Source organism: Pararhodonellum marinum (genome assembly GCF_015354735.1).
Taxonomy (GTDB): Bacteria; Bacteroidota; Bacteroidia; order Cytophagales; family Cyclobacteriaceae; genus Pararhodonellum; species Pararhodonellum marinum.
Genome location: NZ_JACEFJ010000005.1, coordinates 16,655 through 43,061, shown reverse-complemented (window position 1 = coordinate 43,061; position 26,407 = coordinate 16,655). Strand labels below are relative to the sequence as shown.

The 26,407-nt window shown below is 42.5% G+C and carries 19 protein-coding genes; 8 read left to right on the top strand and 11 right to left on the bottom strand.

Annotation, left to right across the window (positions count from 1 at the left end; all coding sequences use genetic code 11):
* Position 1: 1 nt before the first annotated feature.
* From H1A14_RS11170 to H1A14_RS11160, 3 genes are all read right to left on the bottom strand, one after another.
* Positions 2–1,081 carry an efflux RND transporter periplasmic adaptor subunit gene (locus H1A14_RS11170; RefSeq protein WP_194776342.1) on the bottom strand — a complete coding sequence of 360 codons (1,080 nt, stop codon included), beginning with the start codon at positions 1,079–1,081 and terminating at the stop codon, positions 2–4.
* Positions 1,078–1,884 carry an alpha/beta fold hydrolase gene (locus H1A14_RS11165; RefSeq protein WP_194776581.1) on the bottom strand — a complete coding sequence of 269 codons (807 nt, stop codon included), beginning with the start codon at positions 1,882–1,884 and terminating at the stop codon, positions 1,078–1,080. Before H1A14_RS11165 ends, H1A14_RS11170 begins: the two co-directional genes overlap by 4 nt.
* 162 nt (positions 1,885–2,046) lie before the next feature.
* Positions 2,047–2,688: an AraC family transcriptional regulator gene (locus H1A14_RS11160; protein ID WP_317174873.1), complete on the bottom strand. Its 642-nt coding sequence runs from the start codon at positions 2,686–2,688 to the stop codon at positions 2,047–2,049.
* 100 nt (positions 2,689–2,788) lie between these two features.
* Here H1A14_RS11160 and H1A14_RS11155 point away from each other — a divergent pair, with 100 nt between their 5' ends.
* Entirely contained in the window at positions 2,789–4,795 is a 2,007-nt protein-coding gene (locus tag H1A14_RS11155) for an alpha-ketoacid dehydrogenase subunit alpha/beta (RefSeq protein ID WP_228527742.1), read from the top strand.
* A gap of 144 nt (positions 4,796–4,939) precedes the next feature.
* Positions 4,940–5,626: a hypothetical protein gene (locus H1A14_RS11150; RefSeq protein WP_194776341.1), complete on the top strand. Its 687-nt coding sequence runs from the start codon at positions 4,940–4,942 to the stop codon at positions 5,624–5,626.
* A 62-nt stretch (positions 5,627–5,688) separates the two neighbouring features.
* Here the strand turns inward: H1A14_RS11150 and H1A14_RS11145 are convergent, their stop codons facing one another.
* From H1A14_RS11145 to H1A14_RS11120, 6 genes are all read right to left on the bottom strand, one after another.
* Entirely contained in the window at positions 5,689–6,267 is a 579-nt protein-coding gene (locus H1A14_RS11145) for a hypothetical protein (RefSeq protein ID WP_228527741.1), read from the bottom strand.
* A gap of 430 nt (positions 6,268–6,697) precedes the next feature.
* Complete coding sequence (locus tag H1A14_RS11140; RefSeq protein ID WP_194776340.1) at positions 6,698–7,273, bottom strand: DUF3244 domain-containing protein; 576 nt, start codon at positions 7,271–7,273, stop codon at positions 6,698–6,700.
* Positions 7,274–7,832: 559 nt separating this feature from the next.
* A complete protein-coding gene (locus tag H1A14_RS11135) occupies positions 7,833–10,964 on the bottom strand; it encodes an efflux RND transporter permease subunit (protein ID WP_194776339.1) in 3,132 nt (1,043 codons plus the stop codon).
* Between the two features lie 57 nt (positions 10,965–11,021).
* Positions 11,022–14,078: an efflux RND transporter permease subunit gene (locus H1A14_RS11130; RefSeq protein WP_194776338.1), complete on the bottom strand. Its 3,057-nt coding sequence runs from the start codon at positions 14,076–14,078 to the stop codon at positions 11,022–11,024.
* A gap of 3 nt (positions 14,079–14,081) precedes the next feature.
* Positions 14,082–15,173: an efflux RND transporter periplasmic adaptor subunit gene (locus tag H1A14_RS11125; protein ID WP_394355330.1), complete on the bottom strand. Its 1,092-nt coding sequence runs from the start codon at positions 15,171–15,173 to the stop codon at positions 14,082–14,084.
* A 144-nt stretch (positions 15,174–15,317) separates the two neighbouring features.
* The gene (locus tag H1A14_RS11120; RefSeq protein WP_228527755.1) at positions 15,318–16,475 is read right to left on the bottom strand and encodes a 6-bladed beta-propeller; all 1,158 of its coding nucleotides are present in this window, start codon (positions 16,473–16,475) and stop codon (positions 15,318–15,320) included.
* A 718-nt stretch (positions 16,476–17,193) separates the two neighbouring features.
* Here H1A14_RS11120 and H1A14_RS11115 point away from each other — a divergent pair.
* A complete protein-coding gene (locus H1A14_RS11115) occupies positions 17,194–17,439 on the top strand; it encodes a hypothetical protein (RefSeq protein WP_194776336.1) in 246 nt (81 codons plus the stop codon).
* Positions 17,436–17,786, top strand: coding sequence for a PIN domain-containing protein (locus H1A14_RS11110; RefSeq protein ID WP_317174872.1), 351 nt, complete (start codon positions 17,436–17,438; stop codon positions 17,784–17,786). The genes H1A14_RS11115 and H1A14_RS11110 overlap by 4 nt, the downstream gene beginning before the upstream one ends.
* A gap of 176 nt (positions 17,787–17,962) precedes the next feature.
* Here H1A14_RS11110 and H1A14_RS11105 read toward each other — a convergent pair whose 3' ends face one another.
* A complete protein-coding gene (locus tag H1A14_RS11105; protein ID WP_194776335.1) occupies positions 17,963–18,463 on the bottom strand; it encodes a septal ring lytic transglycosylase RlpA family protein in 501 nt (166 codons plus the stop codon).
* 343 nt (positions 18,464–18,806) lie between these two features.
* Here H1A14_RS11105 and H1A14_RS11100 point away from each other — a divergent pair, with 343 nt between their 5' ends.
* On the top strand, positions 18,807–20,036 hold the full coding sequence (locus H1A14_RS11100) for a metallophosphoesterase family protein (RefSeq protein WP_194776334.1): 1,230 nt from the start codon (positions 18,807–18,809) through the stop codon (positions 20,034–20,036).
* Complete coding sequence (locus H1A14_RS11095) at positions 20,033–23,062, top strand: AAA family ATPase (protein WP_194776333.1); 3,030 nt, start codon at positions 20,033–20,035, stop codon at positions 23,060–23,062. Before H1A14_RS11100 ends, H1A14_RS11095 begins: the two co-directional genes overlap by 4 nt.
* 25 nt (positions 23,063–23,087) lie before the next feature.
* On the opposite strand, the gene H1A14_RS11090 is transcribed toward H1A14_RS11095, so the two are convergent.
* Positions 23,088–23,411 (bottom strand): nucleotidyltransferase, encoded by a 324-nt coding sequence (locus H1A14_RS11090; RefSeq protein WP_228527740.1) that lies wholly within the window; start codon positions 23,409–23,411, stop codon positions 23,088–23,090.
* Positions 23,412–24,036: 625 nt separating this feature from the next.
* On the opposite strand from H1A14_RS11090, the gene H1A14_RS11085 reads away from it, so the two are divergent.
* Positions 24,037–24,453: a septal ring lytic transglycosylase RlpA family protein gene (locus H1A14_RS11085; RefSeq protein ID WP_194776332.1), complete on the top strand. Its 417-nt coding sequence runs from the start codon at positions 24,037–24,039 to the stop codon at positions 24,451–24,453.
* Positions 24,454–24,750: 297 nt separating this feature from the next.
* Complete coding sequence (locus H1A14_RS11080) at positions 24,751–25,959, top strand: ATP-binding protein (RefSeq protein WP_194776331.1); 1,209 nt, start codon at positions 24,751–24,753, stop codon at positions 25,957–25,959.
* The last annotated feature ends 448 nt before the right edge of the window (positions 25,960–26,407 follow it).

Sequence of the window (26,407 nt, the reverse complement as noted above, 5' to 3'; positions counted from 1 at the left end):
CTTAACTGATTTTGGTATAATCCACTTCCATGCCTTCCCTAACTTGTAACACACCCGTAGTCAAAACCAAGTCACCTGGTTCCACTCCTTCTACGATCTGTACCCTCCGGTCTGTTCTGGTTCCGATGGTTACCTTGCGCTCTTCAATTCTTCCTTCACCATTGACGATATATACTTTATAACCTTCCAGGTCAGGTATAATTGCTTCAGCAGGTACCATCATGGCATCTGCCTGGCTTCCCAACACATACTTGATCCTGACAAACATTCCTGGTAAATATTGCCTATCTCTGTTGGGACTTTGTGCCCTTAATCGCAAGGTTCTGGTTGCCGCATCAATGTTTGGCTCTATGGCATATACTACCCCTTCTGCTTCTCCTTCCACCGCATTGCTTGAAAAAAAGATCTTAGAACCCAATTTAACGGAATTGGCATAACGCTCCGGAATGGAAAATTCGATTTTGATCGGGTCTATATTGACCACACTGACTATGACATCTGTAGAACTGATAAAACTGCCTTCGGAAACCATCCTCAAACCTAATACCCCGTCAAACGGTGCTCTTATCACAGTTTTATTCAATTGCGCTTCGATTAATCTAAGGTCTGCCAGGTTAGTATTAAATTGATTGAGAACGATGTCGTATTCTTCTTGGCTGATGGCTTCCCTGGCCAAAAGTTGTTTCTGCCTGTTTTCCTGGCCTTCGTACAACTTTTTGGTAAACTCAAGCCTATCCAGCTGGGCCTTAAGTTCATCGTCGTTGAGATAAAGCAACGGAGTCCCCTTTTTGACAAACTCACCTTCCTTAAATGCGATTTTGGTCACAAGTCCCGATATTTCAGGTCTTAGGTTTACGGTTTCATTGGGTAAAATACTTCCGGTTACGCTCAGGTTGTTTTCTAAAAATTCCCCTTTTATTTCTACCACATTGACGGGTAGATTGCTTGCAGAAGGGGAACTTACTTGCGCCGCTGCTGCTTCTTCTTTTGAAAAGTAAAGGTCCATCCGAGGATAGATAAAAATAAACGCAATGACCAAAACGATCAATACGGTCAATATAATTTTGGTAGACTTTTTCATCCTTGCGATTGAAAGGTAGACTGGGTTTTGTGATCTAGGAATTCTAAAGAAAATTGATTGAATATTTCAGGTTGTTCCACATTGACGACGTGGCCACAATTTTCCACAATTTTGAGAAAGGCATTCCTGTGTTCTTTGACCATTTTTTTAACTGGCTCCAAAAACATGATATCCTCTTCGCCCATGATGTAAAGGGTGGGAATGCCAAGGTCGCTTTCTTTGAAATAGCGCAGCAAAGGATTGACTTGTTTGGTCAATTTAAACCAACGAATAAACTCTTTCTGACATAACCTTTTTGCTTCTCTGACAAACAAATTTCGGGATTCCGAATGGTGTTTCCTTGGCATGATGATCCATGCAAAAAGCCTGTAAAGCCACATGTACGGGATGACACTTTTAAAGGTGTTGCCCATAAAAACCAATAATCGAGAGGTGAAGTTAAGCCTCGTGATCGCTCCCGTCATGATCATGGATTTGACCTTTTGAGGTTCCATTTCGGCAAGCTGTCTGGCAATGATAGTACCCAAAGATACCCCCATCATATGAACAGGGGGTAATTTTAAATGATCCAGAACCTCTATGATGTCTTTGGTGACTGCCTCAAAGGTATATTCATCTTTCCACAAATTCCGGAGTGAGGCGGCTGATTTTCCATGTCCCCTCAGATCAATGAGCAACAGGTTAAAATCATCCCTAAATGCCTTGATCTGCTTGTACCAGATAGAAGAAGAACCTCCTGCCCCATGGATAAACAAAACCCATTCCTCACTCGTGGGGTGCTTATAGGTTTTGTAATAAAGCATTTTACTTCTCATTTGGTATCAGCAGGTATAACTTGTAAATGGAAAGAAGGTTAAGTTAAAGCAAATTTATTCTTTAATCAGCTGGAATAAACAAATTAAACACAGATGGTATAAGTAAGAGACCAATGGTCAATATTCCTTGGAATGATCAGAGAATCGTGATCAAGCACCTATTCTTGTCAGCGCGGTTCTTGGCTTGTTATTTAGCTTTTTATAGTCAGATGGCGTCATTCCGGTCACTTTTTTGAACTGAGCGCTAAGGTGCTGCACGCTGCTGTAGCCCAATTTCCACGCCATTTCGCTGATGGTCAATTCCTGGTAAAACAACCATTCCTTAATTTTTTCTACTTTCAATAAAATATAATATTTTTCTATGGTAATTCCTTCGGTACTGCTAAAAAGATGGCTTACAGTGGCATAATCCTCATTGAGGTTTTCAGTAATTAAAGCCATGAGGTGTGCCCCCTGCACCATTTCTCCGTTGTTCAATTGTTGGTGCAAAAGGTTTTTGATTTTTTCTATGGTTTGGCTTTCCCGGTCCTTAAGCACTTCAAAGCCGACCTGTTCAAGTCTTTCACGTAGATCTTCCATTTTATCAGTGGAAAGCGCCTGCTCCAAAACAACTTTTCCCAGATTCACACCTTTATAGGGTATTCCGGTTTGTTTCAGGGCTGTTTCTACCGCCATGATGCACCGAGGACAAACCATATGTTTGATGCTGATTTCAATCATATAGGTACAACCTAAAATAAATGGCAATTGGTTCAGGATCAAAGAACAAATAAGGAGGATAAAAGGTCTCATTTTGGAATCGAAAGTTCTGTGAAACGCAATGAAAGGACAGGATCAATTAAAATTGACAATGGCCAAAAGAATTGCTTTCTTTGAAGTCTCAATTTTATCTATGAAAAACCCTAGTCTCACCCAATTTCCCATGGTTTTTGACCGCAAATCACATGCTGATGAAACCCTGATCCATTTGTATGAATCCCTGTTACTACCTAGACGGATAGAAGAGAAAATGCTGATCTTGTTGCGGCAGGGGAAAATTTCGAAGTGGTTCAGCGGATGGGGGCAAGAGGCCATATCCATAGGCGCGGTCAATGCCTTGGCAGCTGATGAATACATCCTGCCCATGCACCGAAATCTCGGAATTTTCACAGGAAGAGGAATCCCATTGGAAAAGCTTTTTGCCCAGTTCCAAGGAAAAAAGTCGGGCTTCACCAAAGGCAGGGACCGCTCTTTCCATTTTGGAACCAATGAGCACCACATCGTAGGGATGATTTCCCATCTTGGTCCTCAGATGGCCATTGCAGATGGCATTGCCTTGGCCCATAAGCTGGCAGGAGAGGAAAAAGTGGCGTTGGTATTTACCGGAGATGGAGCAAGTTCCGAAGGGGATTTTCATGAAGGACTGAATGTGGCTGCGGTATGGAAACTGCCGGTCATTTTCGTCGTGGAGCACAACGGCTATGGGTTATCCACACCGAGCGAAGAGCAATTTGCCTTTCAGAATTTTACAGAAAAAGGTCCAGGATATGGTATGGAAGCCATTAGCATCGATGGAAATAATGTGTTGGAGGTCTATGACACCATCAAGCAACTAGCAGAAGATATCCGCCAAAATCCTAGACCGGTTTTGGTAGAGGCCCTAACTTTTAGAATGAGAGGACACGAGGAGGCTTCAGGAACTAAATATGTCCCTAAAGACCTGATGGAAGCCTGGACTTTGAAAGATCCTGTGGATAACTATGAAAGGTTTTTGGAAGAAACAGGGGTGCTTGATCGGGAAACCAAAGAAAAGATCAACAAAAAAATCAAGGCCGCCATCAACAAAGGTCTCGATCTGGCTTTTGCCGAAGCAGCTGTCCAAGCGGATACCGGGGATGAATACCAAGATGTATATGCCCCTTTCCATCAAAAAGTCCATGTTCCTGATAAGGATAATGTGGCGGAAAAAAGGTTTGTGGATGCCATTTCTGACGGATTAAAACAGTCTATGGAAAGGTTTCCCAACCTGGTGTTGATGGGGCAGGACATTGGCACTTATGGTGGGGTTTTTAAAATCACGGATGGTTTTAAAGAAAAATTTGGTGCCGAGCGGGTTAGAAATACGCCGCTTTGTGAAAGTGCAATCATCGGGACCGCTTTGGGTCTTTCCATCAAAGGTTACAAAGCCATGGTGGAAATGCAGTTTGCGGACTTTGTTACCTGTGGATTCAACCAAATCGTCAACAACCTGGCGAAAATCCACTACCGATGGGGGCAGCAGGCGGATGTCGTAGTCCGCATGCCTACCGGAGCAGGAGTGGCAGCAGGTCCTTTTCATTCCCAGTCCAATGAAGCTTGGTTTTTTCATACGCCTGGGCTCAAAATTGTTTATCCCTCCAACCCTTTTGATGCCAAAGGGCTGTTGAATGCTGCAATAGAAGATCCCAATCCCTATCTCTTTTTTGAGCACAAAGCGCTCTACCGTTCTCTGACAGAAAAAATTCCGGACAATTACTACACGGTGGAGGTGGGAAAAGCCCATTTGACAAGTGAAGGCAAGGACCTGAGCATCATCACCTACGGCATGGGGGTGTGGTGGGCCAAAGCTGCCATAGAGGAATTGGGTATTTCTGCAGATATCCTGGACCTAAGGACCCTATTGCCATGGGACAAGGAGGCCGTGGCCCAAACTGTCAAGAAAACCGGTAAAGTGATTTTTCTTCAAGAGGACTGCCTGACGGGAGGCATAGGGGCTGAGATTGTGGCATGGATTGCCGAGCATTGTTTCGAAAACCTCGATGCCCCAGTCATGAGGGAAGGCAGCTTGGACACGCCTGTTCCCTTTGCTCCTACACTGGAAAAGAATTTTCTACCTGTGGAAAGGTTCAAAAAGAAATTAGAACAGCTGCTGGCCTATTGAGTTTGTTTAAAAATTACCAATTCTTATCCAAAAGCAATCAATTCTGGCAAATTCTGCAATTTTTTGAAGAACTTTTGCTGAAGAATGGCGAATCACCATGGATAATTTGCCAACTCTCATGGCTCAAGATGCGTAAATGTTTTTATGAAAAGCACCTTGCTCCTTTGTTTGTCCCTCTTGTTGGGCATCGGCTCCGCTCAAGCCCAATACTTTTTCGGGGCAGGTCAGCTCAATTATGGCATTCCAACCGCTAAATTCAGAGAAACCTCTCCCCAGGTGGTGGTCCCTGGACTAGACCTTTACGTCAATTATCAAATTCCTAAAACACCTATCGAATTGGGCATTTCTGTTGGATATTCCCAATACAGCACAGGTGTTACAGAAGTAGTGGGTATTTACGATATCCCCACCCAAACTTACAGAGAAAGAATCAACCATAACCTCGCCACTTTTATGGGTACTTTCCGCTTTCTACCAGAGGTCAAATCAAGAACACAGCCTTTTTTTGAAGCCCAAGCGGGTCTTTTTATGTCATATTCCCGATTCAAAGTACGGGAAAGCCGATTTGAAGAGGTGCTGGACTCTGGCACATCGATTCGGGATACTGCTTTTGGTCGTAGTTTAGGAGGTGGCATTTTGATTCCACTGAGTCCAAAAAACAATACCTATCTGGAATTAAAAGTACTTTATTTTAGAACAGGTGAACTGGAATATTTGACCCAAAAGGACATCAACTATTCACCTGATTATGACATTGAATTTTCTGCCCGAAAATCCCCTTTTGACATGGTCAGGCCTTCTATAGGGATCAACATCTGGTTAAATGAATGAACGGAAAAAGCAAAAAAAAACCAACCCAAAATGGGTTGGCATTTTCATCGATACTGTTAAACTTAAAAATAAATATTTTTTGTACGGCCCTGAGTGTCTACAACTTCTAGGTAAATCTCACTGGTTTTTAAGTGTTTGAAAGTATAGTCTCTGGAAAATCCTTCAGGTTGGTCCACTTGGTCTGATTGAATAAGCTTTCCATTTTGGCTCCTGATATTTACAGTGACTCCAGGTTCTTCCAAACCTACAACTAATAGCCTGATTGTATTGTAATCCACTTTTTTACCATAAGCCATCAAGGGCAGTGTTTTTGGTAAAGGTGCTTTTGAGTTTACTGTGTAGGTAGCTACTTCCTCCTCGTTTTCGATTTTGAATTGATACTCTCCTTCAGGCAATTCGGACAAATCAAAAGGAACAATCAACGCTTCCTTCACATTTAATTTTTGGGCATGAAGCAATTTACCTTTGGGACTCATGATTTTGATGGCCAGTTTACCTGCACCTTCCTGCAAGGAAACTTTTACTTTTTGGTCAGTTACCTCTACTCGAGAGGCCTCTGCGAGGCTAAGTTCATTGGGCTCCGCCAAGGATAAGTTAAAGGCGAGTCCAAGTACGACGATGGTTGAAAATAATGTTTTCATGGTGTTACGGTTTGTTGTTAAATAATGAATTGGTTACGATCTCAATTCTATAGATGCCATTTTCCATACCAAAGTGGCAGGAGCTAAAATTCTGATAGATAAGTTTTTACAAATTTTAAATTAGTGTAAAGAGAAAAATGGATTTGAGCCGAATCTTATTTTCCAGCCAGTGTAAAAGGTGTATCTTTTTCGTTACAACTAAGTATGAAGTTGTTAAGTAGGCGGACAGTTTTGGCCTCCTTTTCGCAAAACCCATTTTCAAAAGGTTGCATGGGTTAAGAAAATTTAATGTCAACTTTTTTTCCAATACTCCTCATCCCACAAAATACAATTTGCCCTCAGCGTACATTTTCGTACGAACAGTGTTTGCAAACGCACAAAAAAACCATCCCCGAATCAGGGATGGTTTAGGTTGCTTAGATATATGGAGTTAAAAATAGATGTTTTTTCTTCTTCCGTTGGTGTCTACCAACTCTAGGTAAACCTCATCGGCTTTCATGTTTTTAAGTACATAATTCTTAGAAAATCCCTCAGCTTGTTCCACTTGATCTTTGTGAACCAATTTTCCGTTTTGGGTGCGGATGTTGACAGTGACCCCTGGTTCTTCCAAACCCACGACCAAAAGATTGATAGTTTGATCATCAATGGTTTTGCCATAGGCCATCAAAGGCAATTGAGCAGGTTGCGGCGCTTTGGAGGCTACATAATAAGTAGCTATCTCTTCTTCGTTTTCGATCTGTACCTGATACTCTCCTTCAGGCAATTCAGAAAGGTCAAAAGGAACCACCAACGCATCCTTCACATGAAGCCGTTGTGAATGAAGTAGCTTACCATTAGAACTCATGATTTTAATCATCAATTTGCCAGCTCCTTCCTGGAACCTTACTTTTACTTTTTGATCTTTAGCTTCTACTTTGGAAGCCTCCATTAAACTGGTGTTGCTGGGGTTGGCCAAGGTCATAAAAGCAAAGCCAACAGCGAAAAGGAATGTGAATAGCGTTTTCATAATAGTTGTATTTAAATAGTGAATAATTTTTTTAAAGTTTGATTTACACTACCATAGCCATTATCTATTCCATATTTTTTTGGCATAAATACTTAAGGGCCAAAAACTTAAAAAATCACCCTAAAAATTCATCGACCGATTCACGAAGCATTTTTTGGCAAAAGGTTAATATGCTGAAAAAGTGTTATGGTATTAGGACAACTTCATTTGGGTGTGTAAAAAAAGCGGACACTTTTAGGCTGAAATCTTCACAAGTGCTCAAAAAAAAAAGTTGCATGATCGACCAAAAATATATTTATGGAATTTTTTTTCCTAAAAATAGCGGAAGGTCTTGGCTGAATTTAAGCGTTCACTTTTGAACACCTATTGTTTGCGGGGGTACACTTTCTTTGAAAAAAAGCAAAAACTAATCCTCTCCTCCATTTGTTGAAGCCATTGCTTTGGGGTTGGCATGCCCAATTTCCTATAAGGGTCCTTTTATTTTTTTACCCCAGAGCACACAAAGGTTGGAACAGAGAGCACAATGGATTCTTTACTTGGTTAAATGGTTTAGCCTAAATCATTTCTTGGTGTACTTTGTGGTTAACTCCCTCTCTTTCTTCCTCCATAAAAATACCGGCAAGGCCAAAAACACCCCAAAGATGCTGAAAAGTAAGCCTCCGATGGTCCCTATAGCAAGGGAAAACCAAAAAATCTCATTTTGTCCTTCCATGATAAAAGGAATAAGGCCAAAACAGGTGGATAGAATCGTCAACATGATAGGGACCGCTTTCCCGGCGACCGCCTTGAGCACGTTACGGTTGTAGCGCCCAAATTCCCGGTTGTTGAGGTCATTGACGATAAAAATGGCGGCATTGACTGCCAATCCGCCCAACATCACAAAAGCAGCATACCCGCCCTGATCGAAGTAAAAATCAAACAGGGAAAAGATGAGAAAGAGGCCTATAAAGGAAATCGGAATGATGGCAATGATATAAAAGGGTTGCTTGAGGTTTTCGAAAAGCACCGAACAGATAAAGAAAATCCCGACGATCAATACCAGTAATAAGCTGTATTGTCTTTTGGCTTTGTTGGAATCCCAGGACCAGGTCTGTTTTTTGGCGGTGTAACCGATGGGCATGACTTGCTTCATCTCATCCAAAACCTCATCAAGGTATTCATTCCCGAATTTATGCGAACCCATATATTCAAAGGCCACCACCCTGATGTACTGCCGGTCCTCTTTGTGCAGGGCATTGGTGGTGGTTTCTTTGTTCAAAGTACCAAAATCACTCACTTTAAAGATTGCTTCCTCTCCCCCTATCATGCTTCTTTGCTCCAGATCAAACTTGGAGAACTTCTCGGCATTGAACTCCCTCACGGTAACTCCGTAGTTTTTATCCGCCAGAGCGAGATAGGAAGAAGGCCCGGAAGGTTTGCTAATGTCATTCAGGGCATTGATCAGCTCAAATTGGTTGGTTTGACCCAAGGCCAACCGCTCCTGATCAAAGCGAAGCACATATTCTTCGGTTTTTTGCTCGTTGTAGCTCAGCCGCTCATTGGTATTGACCTCTTGGATTCTTTTGTGCCTGAGCAGCTTGTCAGCCAGAATTTCGGATTGGTTTTCAAGCTCATTGAAATTGTACCCTCTCAATTCTACCCTAAATGAAGGAATACCTTCACCCCCCGCCCCGGTATAAAATCCCTGGCCTACCCCAAAAATGGTCCACCTAGCCCCGCTCCAATCGGTGGATTTCATGGAAAGACGGCCTTTGAGTTGATAGGGCAAGGCCGATTTTTCGTAGGCCTCCTTGAAAGTGATCACAATCTGCGCATACTGACCGGACTGAACATAGGTCACAAACTGTTCTATCCCCTCGACACCTTTTAGATATCCCTCAAACTCCCGCATGATAAAATCCATCTGATCCAGGGTATTCCCAAAAGGCAGCCTTGCTGTCACGTACAATTGCGTCTTTTCAGCTTCCCGGTACGATGATTTTTCAAAAACTCCCCTGACAAACATCCGAAGGGACCCTCCCAGGTATTTATCCACATGGGGACGAATGTCTTCCTGATACACCGTACTTCCTACAGACTTGTTGTACCATTCCTGTCCTTCCCATTTTGCAGGCAGGTAAAAGATGGGCAAGCCAAAAAGCAATACTATGACAGTCACAAAGGCCTTTCTGTACCTGGCCAGAAAAGCAATGGTTCTTTCATAAATGCGAAACGCCCTTACCCGCGTACGAAGTTTGGGCAAGGTGAGCTGCCTACCCAGTTTCGCCTTCTCTTTGAAAAAAAGTTCATACAAAGCAGGCGTGAATAACAGGGCCACCAGTAAGGAAACCGCCAGCATCACTGCGACGACCTGGGAAAACTCTGCCAGGTTCTTACGGTCTTCTTCCGGAAGGAAAAACACCATCAGCAAGGCAGCAATGGTAGTCAGGGAAGCAGCCAACAAAGCCACAAAAACCTTTCTGTTTTTATGCTTGTGCAGGTGATCCATCATGATGATGGCATTGTCCACAATCAATCCGAAAGAGATGGTCAGGCCGGCAAGGGAATACAGGTGGATATCCACCCCCATCAGGTACAATATAATGGCGGTAATGCTGAGATTGACCACGATACCCAAAAAGAGGGTGCTCAGGTATTTGAAATTTCTGTTGATCAGGAAAATAAAAACTATCAAAATCAAAATGGACAGGCCTGACCTTTTGTAGATCTTGTTGAGTTCTTTTTCCAAAAACTCCGTATCGTCAGATTCCAGTCTCACTTCAAAACCCGCCGGCAGCAGTTCCTTGGTCGCTTCAATGGTCTGCTTGATCTGTTTGGCAAGGATTACTTTGTTTACCCCGTCGCGATTGATCACCGAAAGCGTGACGGAATTGTTGCCGTTGATTCTGTAGTAGTTGTTGGGTTCTGCTTCTTCCAGGGTGATGGTTGCCAGATCCTTTAAATAAACCTCCTTGCCTTCCTGTGTACTGATCTGAAGGTTTTCCAATTGGCGCATTTCTACCAGAGACTTGTCCAGCTGAATGAAAAGTGTTTCCCCCTTGAGGTTGATGACCAGACCGGGATAATTTCTTCCGAAAGATGCATTCAATACCGACACCAAGTCCCCTCTCGAAATCCGGTAAGCCTGGAGTTTCTTGATGTCATAAGTGATGTACAGCTGAAGGTCATTGGCGCCACGGACATAGACTTCTTCCACTTCTTCAAATCGGGTCAAGGCAGATTTCAGGAGATCCTCCGTGATTTTTTTGATTTCGAAGGAAGCAAAGGGTCCATTGATGCTGTAGCTCAAAATCGGAGTTTTTTGGTCATTGCGTCTTTCTGCGGATTGGGTGACCTGTGGATAGCTGACTTTAGGATCCATCCCTGGGTAAACCTGCCGGATCAGCGAAGCGACTTCAAACCGCTTGAATTCCATATCCGACTTTTTGTCAAAACGCATCGTGATGGAGCCACGGTCATAATTGGACACTGAAGTGATTTTCTTCAGATCGGCCAACTGTGAAAAAGCGCCTTCGATTGGTGAAGTCCCCAGTTTTTCCACCAGCTCAGGAGAAGAGCGGGGCACCGAATAGCTGACTGTCAACACAGGTTCCCGGTCTCTGGGATTGAGGTCCACAGAAAGCTTGGGTACCAGTGCAAAACCGATCACGGTCAAGACGATAAAAGCTATAACGACTCTAAATGGGGTCACTTTTGTGTTTGTTTCAGGACATACGATCCTGCATTGTTTAATTACCGTTTTTTACCTTCAAGAATGAGCATATTTACTGCTTTTGGTTTTTTTTCTGCTCAGAAACCAATAGGCCAAAGGCACGAAATACAGCGCGGTAAAGGTGCCTATGGTCAGCCCTCCGATTACAGAAAATACCAGCGGGCGCTGCAAATCAGCTCCAAGCCCCGAACTGAACACCACTGGCAATAAGGCCAGAATGGTGGTGATGGAGGTCATCAAAATAGGCTTCAGCCGAATTTCTCCTGCTTCATACAATGCCCGATCCAGTATCAGATGAGCCGGCATTTGATCCTGAGCCGCATATTTGATCCTTAGTCTATTGATGGTGTCAATCTTGAGGATGGCATCGTTCACCATGATCCCCAACATGACCACGAGGCCGATGGCAGACATGACATTGAGGGATGTTCCGGTCAGCAACAAAACCAGAAAGGCTCCACCGATTCCCAAGGGCAGGGTGAAAATCACAATCATTGGCTGAATAAAGCTTTCAAACTGGGCCGCCAGAATAAAGTAGAGCAGGAGGATGGCCACCAACAAAATCCCAAGCAGTTCCCGGATCGTTTCCCTGTCCTTGAAATACTGGCCAAAGAAATCCACACTGAGGTTGTGTTGGGCAGCCCAAGCTTTGACCTCAGAATTATACTTTGGCAGGTTTTCTCCTTGCAGGTACAATGATTGGTAAATGCCCGCCTTATCTGCAGTAACATATTTATAGTGGCTGTCATAACTGGGCCGGATAAAATTGGCCAAGGCATACTCATTGTCATCTTTGCCTGCTATGGTATTGCTGCGCAGCAGCTGTTCAAAGTTGACCCTGTCCCCCTTGAGCCTGATCGGCGTGATTTCCCCGAAGCGCTTGATATCTGCAATGTTGAAGTTTCCAAAAAGCCGCTGGATCTTCGACTGAAGCTGATCTGCTGCCACCCCATAGGTTGCCATCTTTTCCAGGTCCAGTCTAAATACGACCGCTGATTCTTTTAACAGTCCCGGTCCGGCTTCCCAGTTGGAGACCGGAAAATCCTCCAGCCACCGGTCCATGATGTTTTCAGGTATGGGACGCTTGCTGCTCAGGTCCTTCCACCTCACCTCATAATAAGGCATATTGGAACTGAAAAGCTGATCAAAAGCATTCGGTGCATCCGCCAGGTCAACATTGGCATAAGGATGGTTGCGTTTGAGCAGATCGGCCAGGAAAGCCATTTGTTCTTCCTTTTGCCCCTGAGATTCAAATAAAAAATAAACCGTAGCCTGCTGAATGCTGTTTTCCCCGTCAAACAACAAAAATTGCCTGACCCCAATGTCGCTTTCGGATTGAAGGTATTGCCCCTTCATGGCGGCAAGCAAACTCATGACCCGATCTTTGTTTTGTTCCACACCGATGGGTTCGTTCCAGTCGATTTCCATCACGGCGTCAAATTTCTCTATGGGAGGAAGTCCTTCTACCTTAAGCAGCTGACTGAGCAGCAGCAAGACCGGGACCAGCAACAACAAACCCGTAAAACTCAATCCCGGCTTTTGGAACAATCGCCGATAAACCGTTTTGTATCCTTTAAGAATCTTAAGGAAAAAACGGCTGTCCTCCCTTTCAGAAATTTCCCCTCTTCTACTGAAAAAAAAGTAATACAGCATGGGCAACAAGACAAAAGCAACCATCAGGGAAACAAAAAGAATGGCCGCAACCGACACCGCCTGATCATAGAACAACGCCCCTGAAATTCCACTTAGAAACACCAACGGGATAAACACCGCCAAGGTAGTCAACACGGAACTGATCAGGGCCGACATGACTTCGTTGACCCCTTCCACACAGGCGGGGAAAAGCGCAAGGCCTTCTCTTCTTTTCCGGGTGATGTTGTCCAGGACAATGATGGAATTGTCGATCAACATGCCCAGTCCCAAAGCCAATCCGCTGAGGGAAATGACATTGATGGAGATGTTGAAAAAGTAGAATACCAGAAAACTGATCACCAAAGAAGTAGGCAGGCTGATTCCGATGATGATGGGGGTACGGTAATTTCCCATAAAAACAAAGAGTACCGCAAAAGCAAAGATGCCCCCAAACAAAAGGGAGGTCTGAAGATTGCTGATTCCTGCATTGAGCAGGGTGGATTGATCTTGTGTCAATTCAAAATCAACCTGTGGATAATCCTCCCGAAACAGGTCGATTGCGGCATAGACCAAAGGCATCAGGTCATTCATTTTGGCAGCTGCCTGTTTGTGTACCGTGATGACCAAACCTTGGCTTTCACCAAAAAAATGGAAGCCTATCGGTGCATCCAGTTCATACTGTACCTCTGCTAGTCTGGCCAAACTCACCGTGGTACCGTCTTGGGCGGTGACCGGTAATTTTTTGATGTCCTCCGGATTATCCACACGGGTGGCCAACCGGAGGTAATACCTAAATTGCCCATCCTCCACACTGATTCCCGGCAATTCGCTGTTCCCTTGTTGGATGGCGCGGATAAGGTTTTCCTCCGTCATGCCAAGGGATCTTAAGGCAGCTGTATTGGGCTTGACAGAAATGATCCTTTCTTTCTTGCCATTGATATCTACCAGAGAGACCCCTTCCAATGATTCCAGCCTTTTTTTGAGGACATTTTCCACCAACAAAGTGATTTCCGCCTGGTCAAAGCCGGCTTTTGGAATCACCTGAAGCCGTGCCACCGGAATGTCATTGGTGTTGATTCGGATGACTTGTGGTCGGGGCAGATCCTCGGGCAGGCTATTGGTCAGGCGATCTATCTTTTCATTGACATCAATATAGGCCAGTTCCATTTTGGTACCAAAATCAAAACTCAATCGAATCGTGCCCACTTCACTGCCGGCCTTGCTGTCCATGTTTTCCAGCCCGCCTAGGGTGATCAGGCCTTCTCTGATGGGACTCAGTACATTTTGTTCTATGGATTCGGGAGAAGCATTGGGGTAATTGACCTTGACGACGATCTGAGGCACATCTATGGGGGGAAGCAGGGAGATGGGCAAGGTACGGAAGACAATGACCGAGAAGACGATCAAAGCCAAAAAAGTCATGGTAACTGCAATCGGTCTTGCCAGTAAAAACTTGACCATAGGTTATTCTTTGACGATTTGAACAGGCGCCTGATGGGCCAGCTGAAGGTTGTTGGTGATGATTACGGTGCTCTTATCAGGAATGCCCTCCAGGATTTCCACCTCTTCGCCGTTGTCCTTGCCTACCTCTACATAATTCCACTTGGACTCGTTTTTTTCAATGGTAAAGACCACCGGTCTGCCCGAGCGGTAGACGAGGGCCTGCTTGGGAACCACCACACTGCTGCTTTGCGGGGAGCGAACCACCGCCCTGGCGTTCATCCCGGGAAGCAGGCTTCCGGTATTCGACAGCCGGATATTGACCTGTACCAGACCGTTTTCATCCACTTTGGGATTGATGCTCTGTACCGTTCCTTTTAAGTTGCCGGGACCGCCGGATACGGGATAAATATCCGCTTGCTGACCCTGACTGATGTATTGGATGTCAGACTCCAGCACTTTTACCTTAAGGTTCAACAGATCGGAACTGATGATTTCGCACAGCTCATCTCCTCCGTTGACCAAACTTCCTGATTTGATTTTGACATCAGCCACTTTGCCGGATATAGGTGCTCTGATGATGGATTTTTCAATGTCTATTTCTGCTTCCCGCAATTCGATCTCAGCCGATAAAAGTCCTGAGCTAGCTTCCAGTTGTTCCTCCAACAACCTGATTCTGCTGGTGTCTTCACTGGCATAGATGCTGCCGAAGCCCATTTTATCGCTGTCAAATTTAGCGCGGGCGATGCGCATGTTCGCCTGGGCTTTTTCCAGCCTGAACTGATTGTCGGTATTGTCCAGCCGACCCAGTATGGCCCCTTTCTGCACATAGCCTCCTTCCGTGGCCTTCCATTCCTGTAGGTAGCCGTTTCTTTCCGAGATGACTTTTACCTGACTGTTGGCCTCCACTTTTCCGGTGGCATTGATCAGGTAATCAAAGGATTTTTTTTCTGCCTGGGCCACCCTGACTTCAGTGGCAGTCACCTCGTTTCTAAAGGATTCCATGGGAGCTTCCTCCACCTTGGAATTGCCCGCCTGACAGGAAACAATTCCAAAGAGGATCATGATCCAGATAAAATTCCAAGAGGTTTGCATGCTGATCAATGTACGCGACATAGGGATTTAGAACACTAATAAACTAAAAATTTAAATAGGGTCAAATGATATGAACTTAAAATTTACTAAGTATGGCAAAAGGTGTGGTAAAGGCAAATCACAGAAAAATAAAAATGATTTGTGGTTTTTCGAAAACAAAAAAAACTATTCTTTAACCTTCGCTTTGATGATCACGTAATGATCATCGGTCAGTTTTGCTTTGAAATCTTGAAAAAAGCTATGGATCCCTGCTTGATCTTCTAACATGGAGGCAGATATTGTCCTACCTTCAAATGACCTGACATATTCATTGTAAAACTGACGGGATCCTTTCATCAAGACCGCATAGTCTTTCATGCTTGAGTAAGGGGAAAAATCCCCTTCAAAATAATCCAGGTCATTAGTAAATTTTTCTATGGTCTTGACCGGTTGCATGTCTTCATCCAGCATCACATATTTGGTTTTTAGTCCATTTTGGTAAACGGTCATCAGGTATTGACTATTCAATGCTACAAAAGACCAAATATTTTCTACCATAGAATTTTCCCTTAAGTATTTATATTTTTCTTCAGTCAAACCAGCCAATTCCTTTCTAACCTTACTAGGGAAATTGTATCTGCCAAAATCAAATTCATATTCCCTAACCAAATCACAATTCTCATCAAAAAACAGAACTTCATAGGAAGTATCTAACTTAATAAATGTTTGTTGATGGATTTGGTCAACCTGAAAACCTAAAACAGGTGAGTAGTTGATCCTACCAAAATCAGGATTGAATTTTTTTAGTCCTGTGATTTTTTGACCTGATTTCCTGATGATTGAGTAATCCTTGTATTCGGGGCTATTTGCAAAATAAAACAATTTACTATTACCTGATTCGTGGAAACTGAATGCATGAATATCAATCTTTGATTCAGCCAAAAAATTACCTTCCAGATCAAATACCATTAATTTCCTCAGTGCTCCTTCCATAATGTAAATCAAGTCGTCTTTGACTTGATAATCTTCGAAAAAAATAAATTCCCCCGGTCCATCTCCGCCAGACTCTATTATCCTTTGAAATTTCCCATTGTGGTCAAAAATAAGCAGATTGCTCAGTTCCCGGTCATTGAGGAAAATATTTTTATCAGTCATTGTCAATTTCCAGGATTGAACCAATGGAATAGAATCAGGAATTTCGAGAAACAAATATGTTAAACCTTCGAAATAATCTGAAAAATTGGCCTGAGAAACTACATCTAAATCCACAAAAATTTTATTCCTCCTCTCGCTACAGGAGAGGAGGAATACTATTAATAAAACAAATACAACTTTTTTTATCATCATTATGAATATAATAAAATAACATCATTTACTGAAAGGTGCTATTTTTCATTATCCACCCATGCTCGGAGGTTCAGAACAGGGAATTTGACCTTCAACTTGACAATAATCGCTAGCAGAAATCCGACATTTTACTCTAAAACTGCAAGGAGCTATTATAGGGTCGCAACAGGCCTCTTCCATTGGTCTATATCCAAGTGTCTGTCCTTGGGAAATTGCCAAATTAGGTAAGGTTAAGTAAATTAAAATTGCTACAAAAGCAACAAAACATTTTACAGAATTTTTCATAATGGACATTATTTATTTAAGTCTCTATCACAATATGTAGGGCAGACAATGAATCCCTTAAAAATAAAAAAATGCGCATCAATTTATTTTGAAACCAATTTACCCCCCCCCTAAATTAAAAAGCAAGTTTTACATGATTTTTTTTAGTTAAATTTTTATAACATCAGTTATATAACTAAGCAGACTTTAACTTGGTGTTCTTTACGGGCTATATAATCGAAAAAATTTACACACATTGTTTACCCAAACTCTCAAGGTTGAATTCTATATACCTGCATTTTATTTTTTTTATGTGCACGCTGAAGGATATTTGAAACAGCTTTGATGATGTTCTAATTTACACATACTGGATTTTGTTATACAATATTTATAACGAAAAACGCTTGCCAAAAAAATATTTTATAAATTTAAAACCTTAAAGTAATTAAAAATGGAAACAACAGATATAGATACAGCCCTTATTAACAGTTACTTTACACTCCTTAAAAGTTTAAGTTACAACAACAAACTAGAACTTATTGCAAAGCTCTCTACATCTTTGAAAAATTCAAAAAAATTGAAAGACAGTTCCTGGAAATCACTTTTTGGTTCTTTGGAGCTCGACCAATCCGCTGATGATTTTATAGATGACTTAAAAAAAGATAGAAGGTTCAGCCGTAAATCAATCAACTTGTGAAAAAGTATCTTTTGGATACCAACATCTGTGTGTATTTTCTCAATGGAAAATTCAATTTGGATGTAAAAATTGAAGAAGTCGGTTTTGAGAATTGCGTTGTTTCTGAAATTACAATGGCTGAACTTAAATACGGTGTAGAAAAAAGTACGCATAAAGTAAAGAACAGGAAAACCCTTGAAACATTTCAAACGAAGTTTAACATAATTCCTATTTTTCCTTCACTTGACATTTACGCAAAAGAAAAGGCACGTCTTAAAACCAAAGGGAAAATTTTAGACGACTTTGATTTATTGATTGGCTCCACAGCTATTTTTAACAATCTTACCTTGGTAACAAAAAAATGTTAGCGATTTTGACCGACTTGAAAACATTGAAATCGAAGATTGGACAAAAACGTAACCCTTACAATTTTTACTTCCGTCTTCGGTCTTCTAGCCATTTATGTAGAAATCTGTCAACAAGGGCTGCATAGATAATCACTTTTAACCGAGTTATTTCAAAAAGAAATGATGATCCAATCCGCTTAAGGCAGTTCCCTTTCCAGACTTTGAGGAATCTCTAGCGTTTCATAATATGGCCTGAGGCGTATTTCTTCAGGCACTTCTTCATAATGGGCCAAAACTTCCTCCATGGCCTCAAAATCCAACAGACTTAAGGTGACCGGGGCCAAGCCGCTTTGGACCATATTGATCTTCGATGCGGCAGCGCGGGAAAGGTCTATGACTCTTTTGGAAGAAGGGGGCAGGCGGTCATTGATGGTCACGATCACCTCCTTTTGGTTCCGTTGGTTGACCACCCTGATTTGGGTGCCAAAAGGCAGGTGCTTGTGGGCAGCCGTCAGGCTGTCCATATGGAAAATCTCCCCACTTGCCGTAGGCCTGAGATGGAACTTCTTACCATAATAACTGGCCGTCCCTTTCTGAATCACAAGCAAGTGTGTGAAATCCTTTACCTCATCCTGGGCATGTACATCTCCGCTGACAAATAGCCCAATCAAAACAAAAAATAAAATATGTCTTTTCATGCATCTGCCTTTAACAATTCACATGCCAAAACCGCTGAATTTTATTTAAATCACTCTACAACAAAGACTTGCAAAACCAGCCTTATCAACAAAATATTAGGAACAAGTTCAAGATAAACAAAAAATACGCAACCACCATATTTCTAAACCTTGGTATGTTTTGGGTAAATGGAGGTCCGGTTAAATATCTCCTTTGCTTTTTGAGGCCTTCGCTTGAGAAATCCATCAGAAATCCCTTTTACCTAAAAGTTAAATCAATTGCGGTTTGCTTCATTGGGATTAAGGCCATAAATTTAATTTTTTGGGAAATCGAGGGGTTTCTTTCACCAAAACCAACTACAGCATGATCAAAATCCTCCACACCGCAGACTGGCACTTGGGAAAAAGGCTACAGGAATTTTCCCGCCTGGAAGAACAAAAAGCCGTTCTGGAAGAAATCATTCAGATTGCAGATGAGCAGGAAGTGGACCTGGTGCTGTTGGCCGGGGATATTTTTGACAGTTTCAACCCCAACCATGAAGCGGTGGAACTGCTTTACAAAACACTAAGGAAACTTTCCAATTTTGGAAAAAGGCCCATCATCGCCATTTCAGGAAACCACGACAGTACCCAGTTTATAGAAGCTCCGGATCCATTGGCCAGGGAAATGGGCATCTTTTTCTACAGCCGCTATGACAGCACCATCCCTGTGGGCAAACTTGAGAATGGCCTGGAAATCCTTGCTTCTGCCCCCGGTTTTGTGGAACTGAAGTTAGCCAACCATGATTTCCCCATTCGCCTGCTGCTTAGCCCTTATGCCAATGAGGTTTTGCTCAGAACCTATCTGGGTGAAGGGGACAGAGAAACGGAATTCCGTGAGCTTATGCAGGCAAAATGGAAAAGTCTCGCAGACCAATATTGCGATCAGCATGGGGTCAACCTCTTTTTAGGCCATTTCTTTTTTGTCAAAGCGGGAGAAAAACCGGAACCCGAACCTGAAAGTGAAAGGCCAATCCTTCATGTTGGCGGTACGCAGGCCTTGTACACCCATCACCTCCCCGAGCAACTTCAGTATGCTGCCTTGGGTCACCTACACCGATACCATGCCGTAGGACTGAATCCATTTCCAGTGGTGTATGCAAGTTCACCGCTAGCTTATTCATTCAGTGAGGCAGATCAGCAAAAGCAAGTGGTCTTGATCAAAGCAAGTCCCGGAAAACCTGTGGATTTCAAACCCATTCCTTTACAATCCGGAAGACCTTTGTGCCGAAAAAAGTTCGATGAACTTCCGGCTGCCCTGCAATGGCTTGCAGAAAATCAGTATTGCTTCGTGGAAATCACCTTTGTGACTGAGCACTCCATTGATGCCCCCACAAGAAGGGCCATCATGCAGGCCCATGACGGTATTATCAACCTGATTCCTCAAATCCTACAGCCGAAAGACCAAGAAAGCCTGAGCCTGAAAGTCGAGGACCTTGAGAAAGACATGCTCAGCCTGTTTCAGCTGTATTACAAAAGTGAGAAAGGGGTCGAGCCAAATGAAACCCTTTTGGGGATTTTTAAGGAAGTCATCAGCCAAAACCAGCCAATATGATACCCGTAAAACTGGAAATTCAGGGATTGTATTCTTACAAAGAAATGCAAGTCATCAACTTCGAACAATTGACGGCAGCGGGATTGTTTGGCATCTTCGGTGCGGTAGGCAGTGGCAAGTCCTCCATTCTGGAAGCCATCCTGCTGGCACTGTATGGTAGTACAGAAAGGCTCTCTGACCGGGGAGAAAAAAACAGCATGCTCAACCTGCAGAGTGATCAGGTTTTGATCAATCTGGAATTCAAGGCCGGAAAAAACAACGCCAAGACCTACCTGGCCCGGTATAGTGCCAAAAGGAACAGCAAGAATTTCGAAGAAATTCGGCCTGCCGAACATACTTTTTATGAAATCACTCCTGAAGGCCTGCTTCCCCTTACCGAAGGAGCTGAGACCATTGTGGGCATGAAAAAGGATCATTTCAAACAAACGGTGATTATTCCTCAGGGGAAATTCCGCGAATTTGTTGACCTGACTCCGGGACCAAGGGCCGACATGATGAAGGAACTGTTTGGCTTGGAACGCTTTGATCTTGCCGGGAAAACCGGGAGCCTGCTAAGGGCTGTCAAAGACGATAAGATCAGGCTGGAAACCCATTTGCAGCAGTTGCAGGAATTTTCAAAAGAGGCCTTGGAAGAAAAAACAGCGATGATCAAGGAAACATCCCTACAGGTAGAAAAAGAGGAAAATCGGTACCAAAATACTGAAGCCAACTGCAAAAAACTGGAACAACTGAAGCAAAAACATGATCAACTGATCAATTTTCAGAAGGAATGGAAAGCCCTTGAAAACCGACAAGAGGAAATAGAAGAGAAAAAGGCCATCTGGAAAGATTTTCTCAAAGCCAAAACCTACCTGAAGCCGGTCTGGGAGCAAATTAAAGAGAAGGAAATCGATCTTGAAAAATTCAGGGTCAGTGTGGTAGACTGTACTCGATTCAAAGTCCAATACCAAGAGCAGGTACAAAAACTGGAAGAGGAGGAAGCTGTGCTCAAGGAAAAAGCAGAGCAAAGGCCGGCAAGGGAAACCAAAATCCGGGATCTGAAACAGGTGCTTGAGATCCAGAGGCACCTAAAGCAGGTGGAGAAGGAAACACAACGGGCTGCAACTTTGCGACCTGACATTGAAAAGAAAAGAGTTACCCAAAAAACACTTTGGGAGAAGATCAAACAATCAGAGAACTTGCTGGAATCCTTTCAGATACCTGATTTACAGGAATTGAATGAAGTCAAAAACGCAGCCCTCCAATGGGATCAATTTGTGGTACAGGAGAAGGAAATTCGTTCCGAATTGACCGAGTTGGAAACACAGAAACAGGTTTTGGATGGCTCCTTAAACCGCCTCAGAAGTAGCCTTCCCTCAGGTGAATCCTTTGAAACATGGATCTACAATCTGAAAGAGAAATTACAGCAACTCGAAAATGAAAAAGACCTTTTGCTCCAAAAAAAGGGCTTAGCAGCTCATGCCCATGTCTTGGTCGAAGGGGTGCCCTGTCCACTTTGTGGGTCTGACACCCATCCTTTCCCCCTTTCCCCGGAGGCAAGTGAAGGGGAATGGACTGCCATGACGGATGAAATCAGTCGAGTCAAAACAGACTTGGAAAAAGCAAACCAGACTAGCCAGGAAATCGCCAGCCAAAACATCTACCTGAAACATACCGATGACCTAAGGATTCAAAAACAACAAACCCTTGATCAGCTCAACCAAAAATTGGCTGATTTGGCCAAAAGTATGGAAAAAAAGCAATTGTTTGGCAAAGCAGCTTTGGTGGATTTTGTCGGGACGGCTGAAAAAACCTATTCAGACAAAGAAAAACTGGTGAAAGAAGTCAAACAGCTTCGGGTCAAATGGGAACAGGGGAATGAGGCATTGGAGAAGGAAAACGAGGAGTTAACAGCGATAGACCAACAATTGATCAATTTACAGACCACGATTGCAACAAGGAAAGAGGCCATCAAGGACCCGGTTTTTTGTCAGGCCTTCTACGACAAATCCCCGGATAATATTGAAGCGACCATCCAAAAGGTATTGGAAGACATCAAAGAAACCGCTTTCAAACTGGAAGGAAAACAAAGGGCCCTCAAAGAACTCCGGGAAAAACAAGCCACGAATCTGGCCAACCTGCGTCATTTTGAAGCCTCCACAACAAGTACGGAAAAAAAATTGACTGAGCTTCGCGCCACCTACCAGGCATTGATGCAAGAACATGGATTTCAGCATGAGCAGGATCTGATCGACTTGTTTGGACATTCCTTGGATGCAGACAAGGTGGATGCAGAAATCCGACAGTATGAGGACCGAAGGTTGATTGTAGCCTCCAAGATCACTGAACTTGAATCAGAACCTGGGGTTACCGGTTTCGATACTTCCGAATTCGATCAGCAAAAACTTGCTTTGGCCGAAATTAAAACCGAATTGGAAAGTATAAAAAAAACCTTTATGCTCCTAGACCAACAAATCATAGAAGGCCGTGCAAAACTAAAGGAAAAGCAACAGGTGCTGGAAAAATTCCACCTGCTGGAAAACCGGGAAACAGATCTCAAAGAGTTGGAAAAACTTTTCAAAGGCAGTGGCTTTGTCAAATATGTCAGCTCCATTTACCTCAAAGAACTCTGTGCAACCGCCAACCTCCGTTTTTCGAAACTGACCAAAAACAGCCTCAGCCTTGAAATTGACGACAACAACACCTTTTGGGTGGTGGATTACCTCAACGGTGGCAAAAGAAGGCTGCTGAAAACACTCTCAGGGGGACAGACTTTTCAGGCCTCACTTTGTTTGGCTTTGGCTTTGGCGGAAAAAGTAAAATTCCTCAATCAGGCGGATCAGAGTTTTTTCTTTTTGGATGAGGGATTTGGGGCTTTGGACAGGAATTCCCTACGGGTGGTCTTTGAAACCCTGAAATCACTCCGTCATGAAAACAGGATTGTAGGCATCATCAGTCACGTGGAAGAACTCCAGCAGGAAATCGAAGTTTATGCCAAAGTGGAAATGGATCCGGAGAGAGGGAGTCAGGTGGGGTATTCTTTTTAGAAGTGAAAATTTAGATATATGGAAATCATATATTATCAAGGTCATCAAAATCCTTAGGCCTTTTTGAAGCTGATTTTGCTTTGATTAGGTCTTCCTTGGAAAGGGTTCGAATTGGAATTCCAACTTGTACAAAGTAAGTTGCGTTTCTGAATGCCTGATCAAAATCAAGTCCTTTGACATTTCGCATAAGGTCTATGGCTACTGGGGATTTTCCGAAAGTATAGACATCCCATTCTGGATGGGTCAAAAAATTTTCTTCGGTCATTTCAAAAACCGGCATTCCAAATTCATCAAAGGCCCTTTGTATTTTTTTATAGTTTTCAACTGATCTTCTGACCCAAATGTCCATGTCTCCTGTAGGTCTGGGATAGCCATGGAGTATCACTGAAAACCTTCTACCAAGATGTAATCCACCTGATTGTCATTAAATGAATGAAGAAAATCCAAAAAATCTGAGGGGAAATTATTGGCCATCATTTCCGGCTTCTTACACTGCATTTTGATTTGTCCATTTTCGGTGGATTATCCATTGGATAACCAAAAGCCAGGCTATTTAAATAGGCTGCAATCTTTACCAATTCCTGGGATGTTTTTTTTGATAAATCTCACCATAGCGGAATCTTTTTGAGATCGATGATGCCTGAAAGGCAGTTCTGTCTAACTTAAATTTCATACATCTTCATTTTTATCAAAGTTAGTCAAAAACTGGAATTGACCCTGAAAAAGGCCATCTCGTTCGTGGGGATTTTCGGATAATTTTGGACATTAAATCAGACTTGGACCACTACTTTGCAGTCTTCAAACTGCCCATTGTAGGCATTTAGAATAGCGAAAACCTGGCAAGGCTAAAATTATAGACGGAAAATCCATTTCGCGATCATGGGAATGAAGGGAGATGTCTATTTTAACTTCAGGACTAATGGTAATCGAATAAGTAAGAGGATTTTGTAGGTATTTTTGATTATATTAAAATCATGGAACTATCGAAATCCGTCTTTTACACAATTTTTTCAATTTTCACATTGTCTTTTCTTGTTGTATGCTGCAGTCCCAAGGAAGAAGAAATCGAAATGGAAGAAGTCGAAGGAAAAGCCAGCTACTATGCACGCAGGTTTGATGGTAGAAAAACAGCGAGTGGAGAGGTTTTTGAAAACCAGGAACTTACAGCAGCCCACCGATCCCTGCCATTCGATACGGAAGTAGAAGTTGTCAATCCGGAAAACGGGAAATCAGTTACCGTCCGGATTAATGACAGAGGTCCCTACCGCCGAGGTAGGATCATTGATTTATCCCGGGCAGCGGCACGCGAACTAGGGATGTTAGACTCAGGTATTATTGATGTGATCATCCGCTATCCCAAAGTGGTAGAAGAAGGTGGTGAGGACAATTAAAATCATCGGCACCTTTCGACCGTAGTTTGAGTGTTCACCCATATTGGTTCAGATCTTCAGACTGCTATTGAAATGGATCAAGACTAAGTCTTTAACCATACCCATTTTTGGCCCAAGAATGGAATTAAATGATTTTAGTCCTCGGTTGATATGTGATCAGCCATAAGATTTTCTAGTAATTTTATCTTGATTGATCCAAAGAGAGGAAAAATTTCCAAAATTTTGAAGAAAATGACATCCTGTAATCATATTTACAAAATTTGACTAAATTATATTTTTTGTATTTATATTTACAAAATGTTTAAGCTACCTCAGGATATATCACCAAGAAATCACTACCTGAAAAAGGCAAAGCCTTATATCGGGAAAAAGATTATCAAGGTGTTAACTGGACAAAGACGTGTGGGGAAAAGCTACTTATTGTTTCAACTGATCCAATATATCCGAGAAAACCATCCGAATCATCACATTATTTATATCAACAAGGAAGATCTTGATTTTTCTTGGATGAAAAATGCCAAAGACTTAGACCAATATATCAAGCAACACCAAAAGCCTGATTGCTTTAATCACGTGTTCATTGATGAAATACAGGACATTCAAGATTTTGGCCAAGCCCTGAGGTCTTTGATTTTGGATGATTTTATGGATATTTATTGTACCGGAAGCAACGCCAATTTACTATCCGGTGATATTGCCGGCCACCTCAGCGGACGCTTTGTAGAAATCAAAGTTTATAGTTTGTCCTATACAGAATTTTTGGAATTCCATCATTTAGAAAACCACCCTGAAAATCTCAATAAATACCTAAAATACGGCGGGCTTCCTTATATAAAACACCTTCCTCTCCAAGATGAAGTGGTATTTGAATACCTGAAAAATATTTATACCACGATTGTTTACAGGGATGTGGTCAACAGGTATGCGATAAGGAATACCGTATTTTTGGAGCAATTGGTTCAGTTCTTGGCCAGCAATGTAGGGAGTCTTTTTTCAGCCAAAAAAATTTCCGATTTTCTGAAATCGCAAAAAATCATGGTATCCCATAATCAGGTTCAGACCTATTCGGACTACTTAAGCAATGCTTTTTTGATTCACAAAGTGAGCAGGTTTGATGTTTTAGGAAAGCACCTTTTCGAGTTTGGTCATAAATTTTATTTTGAAAATTTGGGTATCAGACATGGTATCTGGGGATACCGGCCTGAAGACCTTGGTAAAATATTGGAAAATGCGGTATTCAACCACCTGCTATTTAAAGGTTACGACATCAAGGTAGGGGTAATGGTCAATGAAGAGATTGATTTCGTCTGTCAAAAAGAGGGAGAGACGGCTTATTTTCAGGTGGCCTTAAGTCTTCATGAACCAAAGACCATTCAAAGGGAATTTGGAAATTTGCAAAAAGTAAAAGATAATTACCCCAAAACAGTCATCACCTTGGACAGCTTTGAAGGAAATACCTTTGAGGGTATCAGACATTTGGATTTACGGAGTTTTTTAAGTGAGTAACCCAATGGTTCAAGTCTTCAGACCTACTTTTTCGCATAAAAGAAACCTTTGCGACTCTGCGTCTTTGCGTGAAAAATGATTCCTCTTATTTTACCCCAAAATGGTACTGAATCCTATGCTGGTATTTTTTAGACATGAGATATTATACAGGTATTTTTTGATCAACCAAGGTTTCATTTATTTTTCGCATAAAAGAAACCTTTGCGACTCTGCGCCTTTGCGTGAAAAATGATTCCCTCTTATTTTACCCCAAAATGGTACTGAATCCTATGCCGGTATTTTTTAGACATGAGATATAACACAGGTATTTTTTGATCAACCAAGGTTTCATTTATTTCTCGCATAAAAGAAACCTTTGCGACTCTGGGCCTTTGCGTGAAAAATGATTCCTCTTATTTCACCCCAAAATGGTACTGAATCCTATGCCTGTATTTTTTAGACATGAGGT

Bases quoted from the DNA above. Each gene is read 5' to 3' on its own strand.
- H1A14_RS11170 (WP_194776342.1), bottom strand. From the start codon at position 1,081: ATGAAAAAGTCTACCAAAATTATATTGACCGTATTGATCGTTTTGGTC.
- H1A14_RS11165 (WP_194776581.1), bottom strand. From the start codon at position 1,884: ATGCTTTATTACAAAACCTATAAGCACCCCACGAGTGAGGAATGGGTT.
- H1A14_RS11160 (WP_317174873.1), bottom strand. From the start codon at position 2,688: ATGAGACCTTTTATCCTCCTTATTTGTTCTTTGATCCTGAACCAATTG.
- H1A14_RS11155 (WP_228527742.1), top strand. From the start codon at position 2,789: ATGAAAAACCCTAGTCTCACCCAATTTCCCATGGTTTTTGACCGCAAA.
- H1A14_RS11150 (WP_194776341.1), top strand. From the start codon at position 4,940: ATGAAAAGCACCTTGCTCCTTTGTTTGTCCCTCTTGTTGGGCATCGGC.
- H1A14_RS11145 (WP_228527741.1), bottom strand. From the start codon at position 6,267: ATGAAAACATTATTTTCAACCATCGTCGTACTTGGACTCGCCTTTAAC.
- H1A14_RS11140 (WP_194776340.1), bottom strand. From the start codon at position 7,273: ATGAAAACGCTATTCACATTCCTTTTCGCTGTTGGCTTTGCTTTTATG.
- H1A14_RS11130 (WP_194776338.1), bottom strand. From the start codon at position 14,078: ATGGTCAAGTTTTTACTGGCAAGACCGATTGCAGTTACCATGACTTTT.
- H1A14_RS11125 (WP_394355330.1), bottom strand. From the start codon at position 15,173: ATGTCGCGTACATTGATCAGCATGCAAACCTCTTGGAATTTTATCTGG.
- H1A14_RS11120 (WP_228527755.1), bottom strand. From the start codon at position 16,475: ATGATAAAAAAAGTTGTATTTGTTTTATTAATAGTATTCCTCCTCTCC.
- H1A14_RS11115 (WP_194776336.1), top strand. From the start codon at position 17,194: ATGGAAACAACAGATATAGATACAGCCCTTATTAACAGTTACTTTACA.
- H1A14_RS11105 (WP_194776335.1), bottom strand. From the start codon at position 18,463: ATGAAAAGACATATTTTATTTTTTGTTTTGATTGGGCTATTTGTCAGC.
- H1A14_RS11100 (WP_194776334.1), top strand. From the start codon at position 18,807: ATGATCAAAATCCTCCACACCGCAGACTGGCACTTGGGAAAAAGGCTA.
- H1A14_RS11095 (WP_194776333.1), top strand. From the start codon at position 20,033: ATGATACCCGTAAAACTGGAAATTCAGGGATTGTATTCTTACAAAGAA.
- H1A14_RS11090 (WP_228527740.1), bottom strand. From the start codon at position 23,411: ATGGACATTTGGGTCAGAAGATCAGTTGAAAACTATAAAAAAATACAA.
- H1A14_RS11085 (WP_194776332.1), top strand. From the start codon at position 24,037: ATGGAACTATCGAAATCCGTCTTTTACACAATTTTTTCAATTTTCACA.
- H1A14_RS11080 (WP_194776331.1), top strand. From the start codon at position 24,751: ATGTTTAAGCTACCTCAGGATATATCACCAAGAAATCACTACCTGAAA.